18 protein-coding genes are annotated in these 17,942 nt (G+C 36.9%); 10 read left to right on the top strand and 8 right to left on the bottom strand.

All coding sequences use genetic code 11. The annotated features are described in order from the left end of the window. The first annotated feature begins 51 nt into the window (after nucleotides 1-51). The 3 genes from ACB088_RS09030 to ACB088_RS09020 all read left to right on the top strand — a co-directional run bounded on the left by ACB088_RS09030 (nucleotide 52) and on the right by ACB088_RS09020 (nucleotide 3,742). Complete coding sequence (locus ACB088_RS09030) at nucleotides 52-723, top strand: class I SAM-dependent methyltransferase (RefSeq protein WP_307010298.1); 672 nt, start codon at nucleotides 52-54, stop codon at nucleotides 721-723. A 279-nt stretch (nucleotides 724-1,002) separates the two neighbouring features. Next, nucleotides 1,003-2,286, top strand: a complete 1,284-nt coding sequence (locus ACB088_RS09025; protein ID WP_375038796.1) for a DcaP family trimeric outer membrane transporter — start codon at nucleotides 1,003-1,005, stop codon at nucleotides 2,284-2,286. Nucleotides 2,287-2,386: 100 nt separating this feature from the next. Then, a complete protein-coding gene (locus tag ACB088_RS09020; RefSeq protein ID WP_375038702.1) occupies nucleotides 2,387-3,742 on the top strand; it encodes an MFS transporter in 1,356 nt (451 codons plus the stop codon). 49 nt (nucleotides 3,743-3,791) lie between these two features. Here ACB088_RS09020 and ACB088_RS09015 read toward each other — a convergent pair whose 3' ends face one another. Further along, nucleotides 3,792-5,030, bottom strand: a complete 1,239-nt coding sequence (locus tag ACB088_RS09015) for an SGNH/GDSL hydrolase family protein (RefSeq protein WP_375038701.1) — start codon at nucleotides 5,028-5,030, stop codon at nucleotides 3,792-3,794. Between the two features lie 110 nt (nucleotides 5,031-5,140). Here ACB088_RS09015 and ACB088_RS09010 point away from each other — a divergent pair, with 110 nt between their 5' ends. Next, nucleotides 5,141-6,046 (top strand): LysR family transcriptional regulator, encoded by a 906-nt coding sequence (locus ACB088_RS09010; RefSeq protein ID WP_375038700.1) that lies wholly within the window; start codon nucleotides 5,141-5,143, stop codon nucleotides 6,044-6,046. On the opposite strand, the gene ACB088_RS09005 is transcribed toward ACB088_RS09010, so the two are convergent. Next, entirely contained in the window at nucleotides 6,039-6,341 is a 303-nt protein-coding gene (locus tag ACB088_RS09005) for a hypothetical protein (RefSeq protein WP_227560465.1), read from the bottom strand. The genes ACB088_RS09010 and ACB088_RS09005 overlap by 8 nt on opposite strands. A 903-nt stretch (nucleotides 6,342-7,244) precedes the next feature. Between ACB088_RS09005 and ACB088_RS09000 the strand changes: the two genes are divergently transcribed. Together ACB088_RS09000 and ACB088_RS08995 are read left to right on the top strand one after the other, a co-directional pair. Then, nucleotides 7,245-7,388, top strand: a complete 144-nt coding sequence (locus ACB088_RS09000; RefSeq protein ID WP_375038699.1) for a hypothetical protein — start codon at nucleotides 7,245-7,247, stop codon at nucleotides 7,386-7,388. Between the two features lie 266 nt (nucleotides 7,389-7,654). Continuing rightward, complete coding sequence (locus tag ACB088_RS08995) at nucleotides 7,655-8,083, top strand: hypothetical protein (RefSeq protein ID WP_307010285.1); 429 nt, start codon at nucleotides 7,655-7,657, stop codon at nucleotides 8,081-8,083. A gap of 94 nt (nucleotides 8,084-8,177) precedes the next feature. Here the strand turns inward: ACB088_RS08995 and ACB088_RS08990 are convergent, their stop codons facing one another. The 3 genes from ACB088_RS08990 to ACB088_RS08980 all read right to left on the bottom strand — a co-directional run bounded on the left by ACB088_RS08990 (nucleotide 8,178) and on the right by ACB088_RS08980 (nucleotide 9,598). Further along, nucleotides 8,178-8,495 (bottom strand): hypothetical protein, encoded by a 318-nt coding sequence (locus ACB088_RS08990; RefSeq protein ID WP_005041460.1) that lies wholly within the window; start codon nucleotides 8,493-8,495, stop codon nucleotides 8,178-8,180. Nucleotides 8,496-8,610: 115 nt separating this feature from the next. Beyond that, nucleotides 8,611-8,841 (bottom strand): hypothetical protein, encoded by a 231-nt coding sequence (locus tag ACB088_RS08985; protein WP_375038698.1) that lies wholly within the window; start codon nucleotides 8,839-8,841, stop codon nucleotides 8,611-8,613. 280 nt (nucleotides 8,842-9,121) lie between these two features. After that, nucleotides 9,122-9,598: a CinA family protein gene (locus tag ACB088_RS08980; protein ID WP_375038697.1), complete on the bottom strand. Its 477-nt coding sequence runs from the start codon at nucleotides 9,596-9,598 to the stop codon at nucleotides 9,122-9,124. 315 nt (nucleotides 9,599-9,913) lie between these two features. Here ACB088_RS08980 and ACB088_RS08975 point away from each other — a divergent pair, with 315 nt between their 5' ends. Both ACB088_RS08975 and katE read left to right on the top strand, forming a co-directional pair. Next, nucleotides 9,914-11,326: an iron-containing redox enzyme family protein gene (locus ACB088_RS08975; RefSeq protein ID WP_375038696.1), complete on the top strand. Its 1,413-nt coding sequence runs from the start codon at nucleotides 9,914-9,916 to the stop codon at nucleotides 11,324-11,326. Between the two features lie 50 nt (nucleotides 11,327-11,376). Continuing rightward, nucleotides 11,377-13,521: a catalase HPII gene (gene katE, locus ACB088_RS08970; protein WP_375038695.1), complete on the top strand. Its 2,145-nt coding sequence runs from the start codon at nucleotides 11,377-11,379 to the stop codon at nucleotides 13,519-13,521. Nucleotides 13,522-13,715: 194 nt separating this feature from the next. Here katE and ACB088_RS08965 read toward each other — a convergent pair whose 3' ends face one another. Then, complete coding sequence (locus ACB088_RS08965) at nucleotides 13,716-13,949, bottom strand: hypothetical protein (protein ID WP_092705480.1); 234 nt, start codon at nucleotides 13,947-13,949, stop codon at nucleotides 13,716-13,718. A 285-nt stretch (nucleotides 13,950-14,234) separates the two neighbouring features. On the opposite strand from ACB088_RS08965, the gene ACB088_RS08960 reads away from it, so the two are divergent. Beyond that, entirely contained in the window at nucleotides 14,235-14,846 is a 612-nt protein-coding gene (locus tag ACB088_RS08960; RefSeq protein WP_133746278.1) for a LexA family transcriptional regulator, read from the top strand. Nucleotides 14,847-14,922: 76 nt separating this feature from the next. On the opposite strand, the gene ACB088_RS08955 is transcribed toward ACB088_RS08960, so the two are convergent. Further along, on the bottom strand, nucleotides 14,923-15,534 hold the full coding sequence (locus ACB088_RS08955; RefSeq protein WP_133746277.1) for a LysE family translocator: 612 nt from the start codon (nucleotides 15,532-15,534) through the stop codon (nucleotides 14,923-14,925). Nucleotides 15,535-15,690: 156 nt separating this feature from the next. Between ACB088_RS08955 and ACB088_RS08950 the strand changes: the two genes are divergently transcribed. After that, the gene (locus tag ACB088_RS08950) at nucleotides 15,691-16,146 is read left to right on the top strand and encodes an Lrp/AsnC family transcriptional regulator (protein WP_000376211.1); all 456 of its coding nucleotides are present in this window, start codon (nucleotides 15,691-15,693) and stop codon (nucleotides 16,144-16,146) included. Nucleotides 16,147-16,204: 58 nt separating this feature from the next. Here ACB088_RS08950 and ACB088_RS08945 read toward each other — a convergent pair whose 3' ends face one another. Continuing rightward, a complete protein-coding gene (locus ACB088_RS08945) occupies nucleotides 16,205-17,821 on the bottom strand; it encodes a cytosine permease (RefSeq protein ID WP_004642440.1) in 1,617 nt (538 codons plus the stop codon). Nucleotides 17,822-17,942 lie beyond the last annotated feature (121 nt).

Raw genomic sequence — 17,942 nt, 5'->3', positions numbered from 1 at the left:
AGTGCAGCAAACTATAAATTGAAAGGCAGTTTAAATAGAGGATAAAACAAAATGGCAAAAGACTTTAATAGCCCAAAAGTAGTCGATGGTTATGATGAACATATCCGTAAATTAATTCCGGGTTATGAAGTGATCCATCAACAGGTAGATGCCATTTTGCAATCAGTGTTGAAACCAAACTCTCACATATTAATTGTTGGATGTGGCACGGGTTATGAACTCGAATATTTACTTAAAAGACATCCGAACTGGAAATTTACAGCCGTTGATCCATCTTTAACGATGCTTCAAAAAGCCCAAGAACAGGTTGAACTTTTAGGTAAATCTTCACAAGTGACTTTTGTACATGGGGAAACTTCAGCTTTACCTCTTGAAAATTGCTTTGATGCTGCGCTGTCTATTCTTGTGGCGCATTTTATTGCTGATGATATAAAACCTGCGTTCTTTAAAGATATTTATGATCGCTTAAAAGAAAATGCTGTCTTGCTCACCTACGATTTAATGACGTGTATAAACCCTCAGCAGCTTCAAGCTTTACGTTATTTATGCTTGGCACAAGGCTTAACTGAGGAGCAATGCCAGAAAATGTTAGAGCGTATGGCTCAAGACTTTTTTAGCCTAACCACAGAAGGTTATATAAAACTTTTGCAAAAGACTGGCTTTGAAAGCGTGCAGTCCTATGCACAGGTTCTGACTTATCAGGGTTTTATTGCAAAAAAATAATGCCAGTAGAGACATAGGAATGTTGTTTTAACACCTAAATATTCTCAATGAGGAAGAGAATATGAAAACTGAAAAAAATTAAAAGATTTAGCTTTACTTAAAACAAATTAAAAAGTGGCCCTAATGCCGCTTTAGGGAGGTTTTGTCTAAAAAATATGATGGAAGGTCTTTCTTGAGAAAGAAAGTCAAATTTTCAAGGACCTATCTAAATAGGTACATAACAAAAAGGATGTCGAGATCTTTAAGTCTATTTAAAGATCAAAAAAGGAAAGTTTTATGATAAATGCTTTAAATACAACGGTTCAAAAAAGCCTATTGGCGGTTTCTGTGACCCTGTTTGTGTCTTCTGCCTTTGCAGCTCAAACAGATCCTGAAATAGAACAACTTCGACAAGAAGTGAAAGAACTACGAGCTATGCTACAAGCCAACATACAGGCGCAAAAATCTTTATCGCAAGGACGAGTTGAACTAGCAACTTCTGCAACTCCTCAAGCTGCGCAGCCAATACAGCAAGGGTTAACTAAGTCCGGTGCAGAATTTAACCTCTATGGATATATACGGGCAGATGCTTCTTATCAAATGAAGGGCGCATCTACGATGTATAACAACATTAGTGGGGTTCCACTTGAAAATACTCCTGAAGAGGCTGCACAAAAAGACCAGTTGCACAGTACCGTCAATGTAACGCGTTTTGGGTTGAATTTTAAAACCCCAACAGCCGTGGGTGATGTGGGCGGGAAACTGGAAATGGACTTCTTTGGAGCAGCCACTCGTGATCAGTTCCGTATACGCCATGCTTATTTAACTTTTGATAAATGGCTGATTGGTCAAACGTGGTCGACATTTATTGCACCTGAATATTATCCAGAAACAATTGATGCAGGCACATTTGTTGGGAGCGCCTTATTAAGATCTCCGCTAGTTCGCTATAGCGACAACTTAAGTGCAAATACGAGTTTTGCAATATCGGTTGAAGACCCGAAATATACGGCTACATCAGACCCTGATAACAAAATGCGTTTACCAGCCTTGGTAGGGCGCTTAAATCATAAATTTACAAATGGCTCGATGCTATCAGGTCGTAGTTTTGTGGCTGAAAAGAGAACCAATAATGATGAAGAAGTGGCTTGGGGTGTAGGCCTAGGGGGGAAATATCAGATTACGCCAGATACATTACTCAAAGCCGATTATTACCATGTCAAGGGAGATGGACGTTTCCTACTATGGAGTAACAGCGGCTATGCAATAGATGATCAAAACAATATGCATAGCAATGAATTTGACATAGTTTCATTAGGTATAACCCATCAGTTTACGCCACAAATTCGTTCAACCTTAGCTTATGGCTATATGAAAGCCAAAGATGATAACCGTTTTGCCGAATTACAACGTAATAGCACAACCCAAAACAAAGAACTTTGGCAGGGCTGGGTAAATGCACTTTATAACCCTTATAAACCAATTACTTTGGGCGTCGAATATGTTTATGGCGAACGAGAAACTTTTGATGGGCGTAACGGGACGGATAACCGCTTCAACATGATGGCGAGTTACGATTTTTAATTAATTCAATAAGACCTTGAATAATCTGTTTTTTCTTTAGGGTGCAATATGTCGTTTTAAAAAATTGAATATGAATTTATCTCACAGAGGAGGTGGGTAAATGACAACATCTAAATTAAATGTAAATGAAATTATTGATCAGGCCAAATTTAGACCTTATCACTGGAGTATTTTACTTTGGTGTTTATTAATTATTATTTTTGATGGGTATGATCTGGTTATTTATGGTGTAGTGCTACCTTTGCTGATGCAAGAGTGGTCATTGACGGCTGTACAGGCGGGAATGTTAGCAAGTACAGCACTATGCGGAATGATGTTTGGGGCAATGTTCTTTGGAACGTTGGCAGACAAAATAGGCCGTAAAAATGTGATTTTAATTTGTGTCGCTCTTTTTAGTGGTTTTACTTTTTTAGGTGCTTTTGCATCAAGTCCACTTGAGTTTGGGGTGCTTCGATTCTTGGCAGGACTAGGCATTGGTGGGGTCATGCCAAATTTAGTTGCACTCACATCAGAATATGCACCTAAACGTATACGCAGCACCTTAGTAGGTACCATGTTTAGTGGATATGCGATTGGGGGGATTCTTTCAGCATTAATTGGTAGTTATTTGGTTGAAAGTCAGGGGTGGCAAATTATGTTCCTGATTGCAGGCATTCCTTTATTTTTGTTGCCTGTTATATGGAAGTTTTTACCTGAGTCTTTAACCTTTTTAGTTAAGACTGGTAAAGCTGAGCAAGCACAGCGGATTATTCAAAAAATTTCACCTGAACAAAACCTAACGATCAATACGCAGTTAGTGCTTAATGACGATAATGTTCCAACAGGCAGCTCTGTAAAGGGATTATTTCAACAAGGCCGCGCTTTTAATACACTCATGTTCTGGTTAGTGTTCTTTATGTGCTTACTTATGGTGTATGCCTTAAGCAGCTGGTTACCAAAACTCATGCTTGCCGCAGGGTATTCACTCGGAAAGAGTATTTTATTCTTGTTTGCCCTAAATGTCGGCGCAATGATCGGCTCAATTGGTGGCGGCATTCTTTCTGATAAATTCCATTTAAAACCTGTAATTATGGCAATGCTGCTGGCGGGTGTTATGGCATTAATTGGTTTAGGTTTTAACTCACCAGCCTATGTTTTATATGGTTTGGTGACTGTTGCAGGAGCAGCAACCATTGGTACCTCAATTCTCCTTTATAGCTACGTTGCTCAATATTATCCATTAAGTGTGCGTTCTACTGGAATTGGCTGTGCTTCCGGTGTTGGCCGAATTGGGGCAATTGTCGGGCCAATTTTAACTGGCATGTTATTAGGCCTCCAGTTACCACATAAAATGAATTTCGTGATGATCGCGATTCCTGCAATTCTTGCTTTTTTAGCAGTCATGATGCTTCGACGACAAGCTGTTGAAAAACAGCCGATTGCACCGAAACTTACCGCTGAATTAGAAGGTAGTTAATCGATATTGATACGGGTAGGGGGGAAATTCCTACCTGTATCTGGAAATTTTATTTGTTAATTAACTGGTTTAAATGAACTAGATTCGCCATTTGTTGATTACCTTTATCATTTGGATGTAAATGATCACCTGAGTCATAAATCGGGTTTAATCGATCGGGATGTTTTGAATCTTTTAAACCTTGATCAAGATCAAGAACTCCATCAAATGTTTGACTTGTTCTTATCCAATCATTAATTTTTTTCCGTAATTGGTCTTTGTTCGGTTGGTAGTAGTTATCTAAAGGGGTATTGGGTAACGCACCCGAAAATGGAGGTAAGGTTGCCCCAATTACTTGAATGCCTTGTTTATGTGCTTCATCTACGACACGTTGATACCCTTGAGTTAATGCTTCAAAAGACGGTATTTCTTGTTTAGGAGCAAAAGCAGTTCCTGGCCATGAAATATCATTAATGCCCACTAGAACAATTAATGTTTTAACACCTGAATATTGAAACACCTCTTTTTTTAAGCGCTCTAAAGCACTGTCGCCCATACCATCTGTGAGTAGTCGATTTCCTGAAATTCCGCTATTAATCACCGCTACTTGATGTGGCGATAAACGCTTAGCTAAAAAGTCGGTCCATCTGGTATTTGCATCTAAAGTTGCAGTTGCTCCATCGGTAATTGAGTCTCCAATGACCGCAACAACATGGGCTTTATGCTTTGGTTTTACTTCTATCGCAGAGAGTAATAATCTTGCAGTGGTTGTTTTAGCATCGGTAGGAGTATTTAAATTTGCGGTTTGGTTACCTGTAATAAGCCAACTGGTTTGTTTAGCATCCCAATGAAAAGTTTTAAATGTCGTTGGCTTTTGAATAAAACTATTTACCATTAACTGTGCATGATTAGGAACAGAGAGATGAATTGGGTCACTAATCAATTGTTTACCCGGTAAAATTTGTGCTTTGAGCTTACCCGAGAAGTAAACTGGATAAGCACTCTGAGATTTTAAACTTTTTGAATTAACTAAACCTACGGTGGTTTTATCAATGTAAAGCGGCTGTTCACCATATTGATTTGTGAAAACGAGTCTAACTGCTTCACCACCCAAACTAATTTGACTCACTTGTCTGATCGTTTGATTGGATATTTGCTCGGGAATATGGGTTGGGAAAATAAAATCTTTATTCCAGACCTTTTGTGGGCTGGCTGACCAACTGGTGATCCATTGGCTCTTTTGTGCTTCTGCTTGCGCTACGGTCGACAATAAAACTAAAGAGAAAAGGGTAGATTTATAAAGTTTCATCTCATGAATCCTTAAAACGAATTAGAGTCATCTTGAAACAAATGAGTGGCTTGTTATAGCGGTCTAAGCGGAATAAGATTTGTGAATCAGATTCATAAATAGATTTCGTTATGTCATATTTTGATATTAATCGATCTGGCGAGCTGGCAATTTTTATTCGGGTGGTCGAATTAGGAAGCTTTTCAGCAGTAGCGAGAGCATGCGATATGACGCCGTCTGCTGTCAGTAAATTAATTGCTCGGCTCGAAAAACGACTTGGAGTTCGGTTACTAAATCGTTCAACACGCCAGTTTCAGCTCACAAGTGAAGGCTGTCAGTTCTATGAGCAAGGTCTTCAAATACTCAGTGAGCTAGAGGAGCTTGAACAATCTGTTACTGCAAATCACTCACCTAAAGGACGAATAAGAATACATACCAGTTTTTCATATTGGACCCATTTTTTGTTGCCGTGTATTTCTTTATTTAATCAGCGCTATCCACAAATTGAATTAGAAGCTCATTTGAGTGATGAAGTCATTAATTTAGTTGAGCAAAGAATTGATGTCGCAATTCGCACAGGACCATTAAAAAGCTCAAATTTGGTGGCTCGCTCATTGGGGAGCACTCATAAACATTATGTATGTTCATCCGCATACATTGAACAATATGGCTGTCCACAGCATCCAGATGAACTATCTGAACATCAGCTTTTAGACGTAAGTTATCAGCGCCAGAATAAGACATGGTTATTTAAAAAAGAGAATCAAGAAATCACACTCGTACCTACTCAGGTTTTAAGAGTAAATCATGGGGAAGCGATTTTGCAGTTAGCACTTGCCGATGCGGGCATTGCACAACTCAATGAATTTCAAGTTCGAAAAGCGCTAGAACAAAAGCAGTTAATTAAAATTCTTGAAGACTGGAATGTTAATGCTTCTGAAGAATTTCATGCTGTCTGGATCGGGCATGATAAATACGTTCCTAAACGTGTAAGAGTCTTTCTAGATTTCTTGGTGGAACATGCAAATATCAGTTAATTGGGTCTTTTCTAGCACTTAACTGACACTGGTGAATTGTTTCATTCATTGTTTCCACAAAGTTCAAATTCGCATCAATGTTTTGTAAGCTTACTTTTTCTAGATCTTCTACAAATTGTGGCGAATAATGTTCTTCTAAAGCGTTATAAATACAATTGCATTGTGAGAGCGCATGACCTGACCACACACAATGTGTATTGAATTCGTTTTTACTGATAGGTCTGCACCCTAATAAACTTATAGAAATTATTAATAGAGTGCACACTAAAACAATACGATATGAAAAAAACATCATTATTGCTCTTCGTTGGTTGTTGTTATCGTTAAGTTATGCTTATAGATGTGCTCATCTTTAACTGGCGTTAAATATTGAGATCTTTTCCCTAAAAAGATAAAAGTAGGGATAGGTAAACAGATGGGAGGAATTCTTTAAACGTGTTTTAAGCTGAACAATAAGATAATGAAGAGGAATAAAAATAAAATGATATAAAATAATAGTCATTAGAGACTCCTTGATAAAAGAAGTTGTGCCCAATCACTGCTATTAATTATGGTGGTGAAACGAAAGAGGGTTAGCAGACTGATACCTAAGAAACCAGCACACCCGAAGGTGTCCCACTCCCGTTCCTCCGTCAAAGGCACGAGGGGCTCCACACCAAAAACATGTTTTTAGTGCACTTAGGTAGACGATCTGCTAAAACCGACTGACAAAATAGGTCAGCCGGAGCATCATAAGCTGAGCCTTAAAGCGGGTCAATTGCAAAAATAAAAGATTGGTTTATATAAACAAATATTAATATTTTTAAATTTTCATTAATAAAATAACAAGTTATTTAGAATTTAAACAATTGAATAATTATTAAACCTAATTTCTACAATTGAGTTTTAATGTTTATATATCAAAGATTTATTAATTGTTTATTTATATATTGTTTGCAATCATTGGCTTAATAAGACACAAACTCAGAAAGGATGAGCAATTCTAGTTTTATGAATATGGCAATCTTAAAAAATTAGCTAATGCCAAAATTTAATTAAAATATCAATTGCAAGAATGGTATTTTTTAATCATTTATTTAATTTAGATTTTTACAAAAGCTTGCATAATCTACAAAAGTTAAGAGAACCACAGTGGTAGGCCAACAGAAGATAATGTTATTCATAAGCCGACATCTTAAAATTAATAAGGGTGACTTCAATGTTAAGAGTTTTTTGTGCAGTGAGTATGGTCGTTGCAATTGCAATGGGTATGAGCGCTTGCCAAGATAGAAATTCAAGAGATGATGAAAATCATGGTGCTAATGACCCAACCACCGCTCACCAAATTGATAAAAATTCATAACTATTTTTTCTAAGAAAGCTCACTTTTAGGTGAGTTTTCTTATCGTTATTTTCTATAAAATATGTAACATAATAAAAATGATAATTATATGAAAATACAAAATTAATCAGTAAATTAGTAGGTTATTATCTTTCTGCGAATTTGTTGTTACTGAAGTGTTTCTATAATGAGTTATAGTTTCAAAAAATTAATAAAATAAACACAATAAATTACTTATATTCATCCTAAATTCATTGTAGTCATGGCAGTTTTATAAAGGTAAGGATATGCCCCAGTACTTAAGAATAGCTGAGAAAATATATCAAAATGTTAAAGAAAAAAAAGGTTTTACAGATGACCATATGGAAGATCTTAACAATTTGATGATTGAACTCAGACATGAGCTTAAGGGGACAAAGCTTAAGCTTTTATACAATTATATTGATTTTGCTGAATTACTGATTAAACCTCTACAGGAATCTAAAATTAAATTGGATTTAAGTATTATTCCGCAGAGTAAGAATACTCAAGAATTTGTATTATGGCTTGCGAGTTTTATTGAGCGGATTACAACGGGCGGACAAGAAAAATTACCGCCAATCCGAGCTAAGGTTACTGTATCTTCATATGATTACGAAGATAATTACTCATCAATGCAAAATCCAGTAAATAACGGGGAAGAAATTATTGAATATTTTAAGAAAAAAGATAGTTAAATAAGATGCTATAAAAAGAGCTTATTTCCGAGGGCCAATAGGAAATAAGCTCATATTTTTAAATTAATAAATAGAAGATACTACATTACAAATACTATCTATCGTTCCATGCGTCTTTAATTGCCTGTTTAGCATGTTCCCATTTTAAGCGGGATTCAGCTTTCAGCTCTTCCCATTTTTGTTGAAGGCTACCTTCGACATCTTCAAATTGAGCACCTTCTTCAGATTCGGTACGGGCACGATGACCTAATTCATAGGCTGTCGAGAAATCTCGATCATAATCTAGATCTGGAGTAGTAAGTTGAGCTTCTTGATAATAAGGACGAGTAACATAACTTTCGCGCCAATAGGTATCAGAATAGTTATGGTCGCCGGCTGGCAGTCGTGCGTGATCGCTATTTTGATCTGTCATCAGTTTTTCCTCATCTATTATTAAATTTTATGCTTATGTTGAATTTAGGAAGGTGAAGGCACCTTCCTAAATAAAATGAATGACCGCATCAAATGACAATTAAATCGGCAATGAATTAACGTTGCTGATTATTGTTATTTGGGTTTTGTTGACTTGGATCTTTTTGATTAGAGCCTTGTTGTGGGCGGCGGTTGTCATTTTGCTGTTGTTGCTGATTGTTTTGTTGCTGTTGATCTTTTTGCTGTTGGTTGCCATTTGGCTGCTGTTGGTTATTGCGCGAATCGTTTTGCTGCTGTTGTTGCTGTTGATTATCGCGTTGATTGCTTTGATTATTAGTAGTGCTCATCTTTAATTACCTCATATCATTTATGATGTGTGTTTTATCTGAGAGCTTCAGATAGGTTTATTTAAACATGAAAATTTTAAATGTGTAGCCTAAGGGTGTTACCCTATATTTAACTGTAACTTTAGAAATTAATTAAAACCTTGATTTTTATATAATGAAGTTTTTGTCAATAAACATAATTAATATGAAGATGGATAAAATTACATTTAAGTACATTGGTGTTAAAGAAACACTATGATCATTTCTAAATATGTATTTGTTATTTTTTATTGGTGAGATTCTATTTTTTATTATCTAATATTATGAATTCTATATCTTGGGTAATGTAATAAACAAGTTGTCTAAGTTTAAAGTAAGGAAAACCCTTAAATATACGACGGAAATTATAAAAATTATTTTTATAATAAATAGAATAAAAGAAGGTACCTACAGGTTTTTCTTTTGTTTCTGATCCACCTTTTTTTAATAATCCTGTGCAAGCAACATAAAGATCAGCCTTTATAAGTTCTTTGCCTTTTTTGATCATCTCTATGGTGATCGGCATGGACTCAGGTGTATGTTTTTCAATAAGTTCAGAAGAAATATGAAGTGTATTTTCTTTAACACGTAAGTCATAACTGACTAAGCTTCCAATAAAAATATCGCCGGAATAGGGGCTTAAAGAAAAGCGATAAGCTAAATAGCCCGCAGAGGCACTTTCAAAAAATGCAATTTTAATTTTTTCTTCTGCTAATAATTTGCAACATGACTTAAACATTTTTCTATCCTTAGCTATGTTTTTAAGTTATTTATAGAATTATTTTAAATTATTTTTTGTTAACTTTTTAATCTTTATAATTTTAAAGGTAACTCAAATGTAATCAAAATTTAAAATTTATATATTTTTTTATAAAAACAGACAGTTAAGTTATTCTAAAGATGAGAATGTAATTTTGTGTTATAGGTTATGTGCTTGAATTTATAAAGTTTATAAAAAAACAATTGTTTTTAATAACGCAATATAACAAAGAGAAGCTGGGATTATAGGATGAGTAAAGTATGGTATTTTATATCTCACAAAAGGAGAATAGAAATGCCTGTTGTAGTGAAAGAAAGATTATTAGACCTATTACAAGATAATCAACAGAACTATTACGAATTATTTGTTTTTTTCCTTGATCCTGATATTTCTAGTTTTGAGAAAGAAAAAAAAGCAAGAGATTTTCTTGCTTATGAAATCGAAAAGGTAGATCAGACAGAAATTGATTTTCCTTCAAATATAAATACGATTAAAGAATGGTGTCAGAAAAATAATAAAGAAAATTGTGAGGTATTTCAGGCTTATTTAAATCGTCGGCAAGTGGGTGGTGAGAGAGAGTACTTCAAGAATGTTGGTCAGGCATTTGAATTTTTAATTAAAGTCTCTCCAACCAAAAAAGTAGATGGTGCATGGCTATATAGTTGTGTTCATTATTGGAATGACCCAGTTTTCCATGATCTTATTATTACCTATTTGGAAGAGCTTGGGTTAGGTGAGCCTAAGGCAAATCATGTATGTATTTATGATGACTTGCTACGTAGTTTGGGACTCGATAGCTTGGAGCTGCTTTTAGACGATGAATATTATCATAATGCTGTGATTCAATTGGCGCTTGGTTATGCTCCGCCTGAGTTTATTCCAGAGATTGTGGGCTTTAATCTGGGCTATGAACAGCTACCGCTTCATCTACTTATTAGCAATTATGAGCTTGCAGAGCTTGGCATCGATTCTAAGTACTTCAATCTGCACATTACCATTGATAATATTGATAATGGACATGCAAATAAAGCAATTAAAGTTATAGAAAATATTTATGATAAATATAGAGATAAAGAACTTTTTCTGAGTAAATTAAAACGTGGTTTTGCGTTAAACAATCATGGTATAGGCTCTTTCAACATTATAAAAAATTTAAATCTTGAAGATTTTGTTCTTAAAATTTTAAAGAGAAAGGCGCTCGTAGGGCAATTAATTCATAACGAAACCAGAGATTTTGGGTGTAAAACAATTAATCAATGGCTGTCTAACCCAGACGATGTTGAGGGACTGATATGTCATTTAATTGAAAATAAGTGGATCAAATTTAATGCTGACCCTGAACAGAGTATTTTCTGGAGATTAATTAATGATGAGAATGGAAAAATGTATGGGGTATTTAACCCTGTAGAGCGTCAGATCATTCATGACTGGATTGCTGGCAATGATCATTCTTCTAATTTCTTGGCATATAGCAGAGCATTAAATACTAGCCAGCGTATTCAAGATTATTTATTTAGCTATATCTCTGATGGCGAGCTTGATGCATTGCAAGAGCGTGTGCAGAAGTCACATGATCTTGCCATAAAAATATGCAAACTGACTCCGTTTTTGGGGCCAGATTCACATCACAAAAGTATTGGGCTTTGGAGCACACGCAAATATGTTGAGCTGCTTTTCCCATATTTAAGTTCTTTTAATAAAAACTAGTTCTTTAAGTTTTTTTACTTCACCCCACGTTTAACTTTAAAACATAGGTAATGAACATGACTGATAACGGTAAATTAACAAATAAAACAAGTGAAATGGCTGGCGCTGATGAGGCAAACAAAGCCAATACCACTCAAAAAACTGAACAGTTAGACACAGTCAGAGATGATGCTACAAATCAAGCTTTAACCACAAATCAGGGGGTTAAAATTGCTGATAACCAAAATAGTCTAAAAGCAGGAACCCGTGGATCAACACTATTAGAAGATTTTATCTTAAGAGAAAAGATTACCCATTTTGACCATGAACGAATTCCAGAGCGTATTGTGCATGCTCGTGGCGTAGGAGCTCATGGTTATTTTCAGGCATATGAAGGCAATGAACGCTTAACAAAAGCTGGTTTTTTGACGGATTCATCTATTCAAACTCCAATTTTTGTACGTTTCTCGACTGTACAAGGGCCGCGTGGTTCAGCTGACACCGTTCGTGATATTCGTGGATTTGCTATTAAATTTTATACACAGGAAGGCAACTTCGATTTGGTCGGCAATAATGCTCCGGTTTTCTTTGTACAAGATGGTATTAAGTTCCCTGATTTTGTACATGCGGTAAAACCTGAACCAGATACTGAAATGCCTACTGGAGGGAGCGCCCATGATACATTTTGGGACTTTGTGTCTTTAGTACCAGAGTCAGCGCATGCCGTGATATGGGCGATGTCTGATCGTGCTATTCCTCGTAATTTACGTTCAATTCAAGGCTTTGGTGTGCACACCTTCCGTTTAATTAATGCTGAAGGTAAAGCTCATTTTGTTAAGTTTCACTGGACCCCGAAACAAGGCTTAAGCGCTCTGGTTTGGGATGAGGCACAAAAACTTGCAGGTAAAGATCCTGATTTCCATCGTCGAGATCTTTATGAGGCTATTGAACAAGGCGTGTATCCTGAATGGGAATTAGGGGTGCAAATTGTCGCAGAAGAAGATGAAATGAAGTTCGATTTCGACTTACTTGACCCAACAAAAATTATTCCTGAAGAATTAGTTCCTGTCACACCTATTGGCCGTTTTGTTTTAAATCGAAATGTTGATAATTTCTTTGCTGAAACAGAGCAGGTTGCTTTCTGTCCGGGGCATATTGTACCGGGTATTGATTTTACAAATGATCCATTATTACAGGCACGACTATTTTCATATACCGATACACAGTTAAGTCGTTTAGGCGGACCGAATTTCCATCAAATACCGATTAATAAACCTGTATGCCCATTCCATAACAATCAACGCGATGGTATCCATCAACATACCATTCATAAAGGGCAAGCTTCTTATCAACCAAATTCAATTGATGGGAACTGGCCGGTTGAGACACCTCCAGCGGCAGAAAATGGTGGATTTGAAAGTTACTATGAGAGAGTGAGTGGTCAAAAGATTCGTGAAAGAAGTGAATCTTTTTCAGATCATTTTTCTCAGCCTCGTCTTTATTACAAGAGCCTTGCACCTCATGAGCAAAAACATGTGGTAGATGCGTATACCTTTGAGCTCAGTAAGGTAAAAAGAAAACATATTCGAGAACGTCAGGTTCAACAAATTTTGGCGAATATCGACCTCGATTTAGCACGTCAAGTGGGAGCAAATCTAGGTATAGAAGTACCTGATCTTAGCCTCGATTTTAAACCTCAAACCGTTGAAAAATCGGCTAAGTTATCCATGCTCGCTTTCCCGCCAGCCGATATTAAAGGCCGAAAAATAGCCGTACTCATCCATAATCTGGTGAAGTCTGATGTATTAGAAACCATTAAAAACTGGGCAATTAAGGAAGGGGCTATTGTTCATTTATTGGCACCGAATCTAGCACCAGTTAAAGATCATCAAGACAAAGTTATTGCAGCTGATGGCATGCAAATGGCAGAACCATCCATTGCTTATGATGCGGTGATTATTCCAGATGGCGATAATTTAAATGCCGTGATACAAGATGGTGTAACTCGTCATTACATATTAGAAGCCTATAAACATTTAAAACCAATTGTTTTTTTAGGTGATAAATCTGAACTACTTGACCCACTTAATTTGGTTGCAGATGAAGGAACACTAATAGAAGATGACTTCAAACATGTATCAGAGAAACTTAAAAACTTGCTTAAAGCTCATCGAGTTTGGTCACGAGAGCAAATAGCTCAGCACGTTCCTGCTTAAAGTAAAAGCCTTGAAGGTTAAAGCTTTCAGGGCTTTTTTATATCGTGGCCGCAGTCGTGACGATGATTATAATGTCCGTGGTCAAAACTCTCGTAATCAAAAGCGCGATGCCTCTGGACGGTTTACCTCTTAAGCATCGCGCTTTAAAAACAAAGGAGGCTTTTGCCTCCTTTGTTTTTTAATTTATATTTACTTTACTGTGGGAGCAGTTGTAGTCCTTTTACAATATCAATGTACTCAGAACCGTTTAACCAAAAAGATTTTTTTAAAAATAACGTCGTCATAATACTTTCAGCTGCTTCACTTTCCGGATTTTCACAGAAAATTCCATAGCTTTCGCCTAATACCGCATCATTTTCAATCAGGCGAATATAGTAGGCATGTTGCTCATTTGCATAACCTAAAACTGCATCACGTTGATTTTTCATTTCGCATGTCTCCATACCAAAAACTGAATTAACCAGAATGTTAAGTGCTCAGAATCTCATTTGATAAAAATCAGAAAACAGTCAGTGATAAAGACTATTTCGCAACAGGTTGTGATTTTCTTCAAATTGCCATTTTAGTTTAAACATCCCTGTTAAAAGCAAAATGGATTAAAATCTGATCATGGGATTTATTGTTATGCAAAAAAAAAGTTTCGTCAACTTGAAAATGTAACTTTTTCAAGCTACATTGTCTGCATAGGATTTGAACGGTGAAATGGGGGCGATATGTCAAAGAAAAAAGAATTTGAGCATGGCGGCGTCCGAGAAAATGCAGGTCGTAAAGCACAGTTCAATGAACCCACAAAAGTGATTCGTGTTCCCGAGTCTCAAGTTAACTTTATCAAAAATTGGTTACTGAATAATGTCAAAACCGACAACCGGACAGATTTTAGCTCAAAATTGAAGGTTCAACAGGTCCATGCAAACAACGATAAAATTTACCATATTCCTTTAGCTACTGAACGTGTTGCCGCGGGTTTTCCTTCGCCAGCGCAAGATGATATTGAGCAAGCACTCGATTTAAATGAATATTTAATTAGAAATGAAAATGCCACATTTATTGTCAAAGCAAATTCTTTGTCAATGCTAGACGCTGGAATTGATATTGATGATCCGCTTATTGTGGACCGTAGTCTCCCTGCTAAATCTGGGGATATCGTAATTGCGCTTATTGACAATGATTTTACCGTTAAACGCTTAATGATCGATAATAATTACCACCCACCTAAAATTTGGCTAAAAGCAGAAAACTCCGATTATCAAAATATTTATATTGAAGAAGGGCAAGAACTGGTTATTTGGGGAGTCGTGACTTATAACCTCAAACGAATGAGATAAGACGTTGCTTTCATATTTTATGGTTTTAGTTACTGATCCGAAATAGGGACCAGTAACTCTAAGCTAAGTAATATTTTTAAATTTGCCCAATCAATAAACATGTGGCGATGATTACCATAAGACCACCTGAAAACCGTCCTACTAAGCGTGCAGCCTGTGGTCTGCTTTTTAGAATAGCTTGTGAACCATAACCTACCATTAAGTAAATAATCGCGCAGCTAATCATGTGTACAACACCAAAGGCAACAATTTGTGTAGTCACCGACCATGACGCAGTGGTGTCAATAAATTGAGGAAGCAAGGCTAAAAAGAGTAGAAAAACTTTCGGGTTTAAGCCACTCACATAAACGCCTTTTGTTGCCCAGCTCAACCATGATTGCGCTTTTTCAGACTCAGACTGATTTGGAGTAGGAGGGGTAAGTAATAAGTTTATTCCCATCCATAACAAATAAGCAGAACCTGCAATTGTTAGGATCATGAGTGCAGTTGGATTATTTGCTACAAGCAGACCAACACCAGCCGCTACCAATAAAATCGTAATAAAGTGGCCAAATAGCATACCTGCAACGGCAGGTACGACCACTTTACCTTTAATTCCTGCCGAAATGGCATAGGCCCAGTCTGCCCCTGGAGTAATAATAAAAAGAATGGAGACACTCCAAAATGCAATAAAAATGTTAAAAGCCATATGCTTATCTCGGCAAACTATTTTTCAAAGGTTTCGTTCGTGGTTTAGAAAAAATTCCTATTCATTCGAACTTGTTGAAAATAATATGCTCATGTATTTAGAATGTGCTTTTAAATGTTTGCTCATATCACACTCATTTGGGGTAAATTTTTCTAAATGGATCGCACAGATAAAAAGATTCTTGCTGAATTGCAGTTAAATGGCCGATTATCTATTACTGAATTGGCAGAAAAAGTAGGCTTAAGCATTTCACCATGTCATCGACGAGTGAAGGCTTTAGAGGAGTCAGGAGCCATCAAGGGCTATCGGGCAGAACTCGACCCGAATTTAGTAGGTTTTGAGTTTTCAGCGATTGTTTTTATTACGCTTAAAGAAGGTGATAAGCAGGCAGTCGAGAAGTTTGAAAATGCGGTGATTGATATTCCGCAAATCATTCAGGCCCAGCGCTTATTTGGTGAGCCAGATTATTTGCTGCATGTGGTCGCAAAAGATTTACCCGCTTTTCAACGGCTATATGATGAAAAGTTATCGGCTATTCCGAGTGTGCAACGACTCATCTCAACCATTGTGATGAAAGATGTCGTACCTGAACGTTTATTTCCGATTGGCTAAGAATAATCAGATGTAAAAAAAGAAGCTTTAAAGCTTCTTTTTTTAGTCTTAAGGATATTTAGGTATCTAGTGTTTTACACAAAGAGCAGATGGTGCCGTTATGTTTATGAGAGAACATAATATCTGGACGCTCGTAACCTTCTTCACATACACGGCAGTGGTAAACAGTTGCAACTGGTGTACCTTCAGCATCAAAACGTGGTTCTTTAATACCGTCATCATGTGACTTGATGTAGTATTTTCCTTTGGTTAATAAGCCCATGATTGGTGTTAATACAAAGGCAAGTACAAGCGCAATAAGCGGTGAGTAAGGAGCCAAGAAACTACCAAGTAATCCGAAGAAAGCTGCAATCGATAGTCCTGCTGATACAAGGAACGCAACCATACCCACAGGATTTACGTTGTATAGCATGTCACGACGATATTCTGGTTCTTTTGGTGAAAGCTTTAAAACATATTTGTTGATTGAAATATCTGTTGCAACAACCACAACCCACGCAATCGCAAAGTTTGAATAGAACCCTAAGATTTTACCCAGTACTGCAAACATGTTGCCTTCCATTAACGCAAGGGCAATTGCCAAGTTCACCATTACAAAGACAATACGACCCGGATAATGCTTGCTAATACGAGTGTAGGCACTTGTCCAAGCAAGAGAACCAGAGTAAGCATTGGTCACGTTAATTTTAATTTGAGAGATGACCACCAAAATAACTGCAAGTGTTAGGGCCGCCCAGCCCGGAAGCATGTCATGAAACGCTGCATTAAATTGTTGAACAGGTTCAGTACTGTTTACACCCGGTAATTTTGTTAATAAGTAGAAACCTAAAAATGCCCCAATAATTTGTTTGATTGCCCCTAAAATAACCCAGCCCGGACCTGCTGAAATTACGGCTGCCCACCATGCTTTGCTATTTTCTTTTGTTTTAGCTGGCATGAAGCGTAAATAGTCAATTTGCTCACCAATTTGCATAATCAAAGATAGGCATATACCAGCACCTAACATGATGGCTGCCATATCTACAGTCGCAAAACCTTCTTTACCTGTAAAAGTAGCAAACTGGCTGACTAAGGTGGGTTCTTGGTAAATCAAATAGGCCACAGGACCAATCATGAGAATGAGCCAAAGCGGAGTTGTCCATACTTGTAATTTACTCAAGGCTTTCATGCCGTAAATCACCAGCGGAATCACCATAACGGTCGAGATGAGGTAGCCTGCCCAAAGCGGAATACCTAAACCGAGTAATAAGCCTTGCGCCATGATTGAACCTTCAAGGGCAAAGAAAATAAACGTGAAACTGGCGAAAATGATACTGGTGAGGACTGATCCGATGTAACCGAAACCTGCGCCACGGGTAATCAAGTCGAGGTCGATGTTATAACGTGCCGCGTAGTAGGCAAGAGGAATACCAGTTAAGAAGATAATAATTGCTGCAAATAAAATGGAGAAAACCGCATTGGTTGTTCCATAAGACATACCAATACTGGCGCCAATAGAAAAGTCAGCAAGATAGGCAATACCACCAAGTGCAGTAATAGCGACAACTTTGGGACTCCAGCGCCGAAAGCTATGTGGAGCATAACGTAAAGTATAATCTTCTAAGGTTTCATTCACTGCTTTTTGTGAATCTGTACCTTGCACAGTGTCCAGATTTGGATGTTCAGATACACTCATAACATCAATCTCCCAATCATTTTCGGTCAATCAACACAAATATTGATCATTGTTTTTTGATGAATTTGAGTGTGTGATTTTTGATGAAAATTGGAAATACGTTATTTTGCGTATATGTGCG

The sequence above is a fragment of the Acinetobacter sp. RW6 genome (assembly GCF_041956835.1).
GTDB classification, from domain to species: Bacteria; Pseudomonadota; Gammaproteobacteria; order Pseudomonadales; family Moraxellaceae; genus Acinetobacter; species Acinetobacter calcoaceticus.
This window is presented reverse-complemented; position numbering and strand designations above follow the sequence as displayed.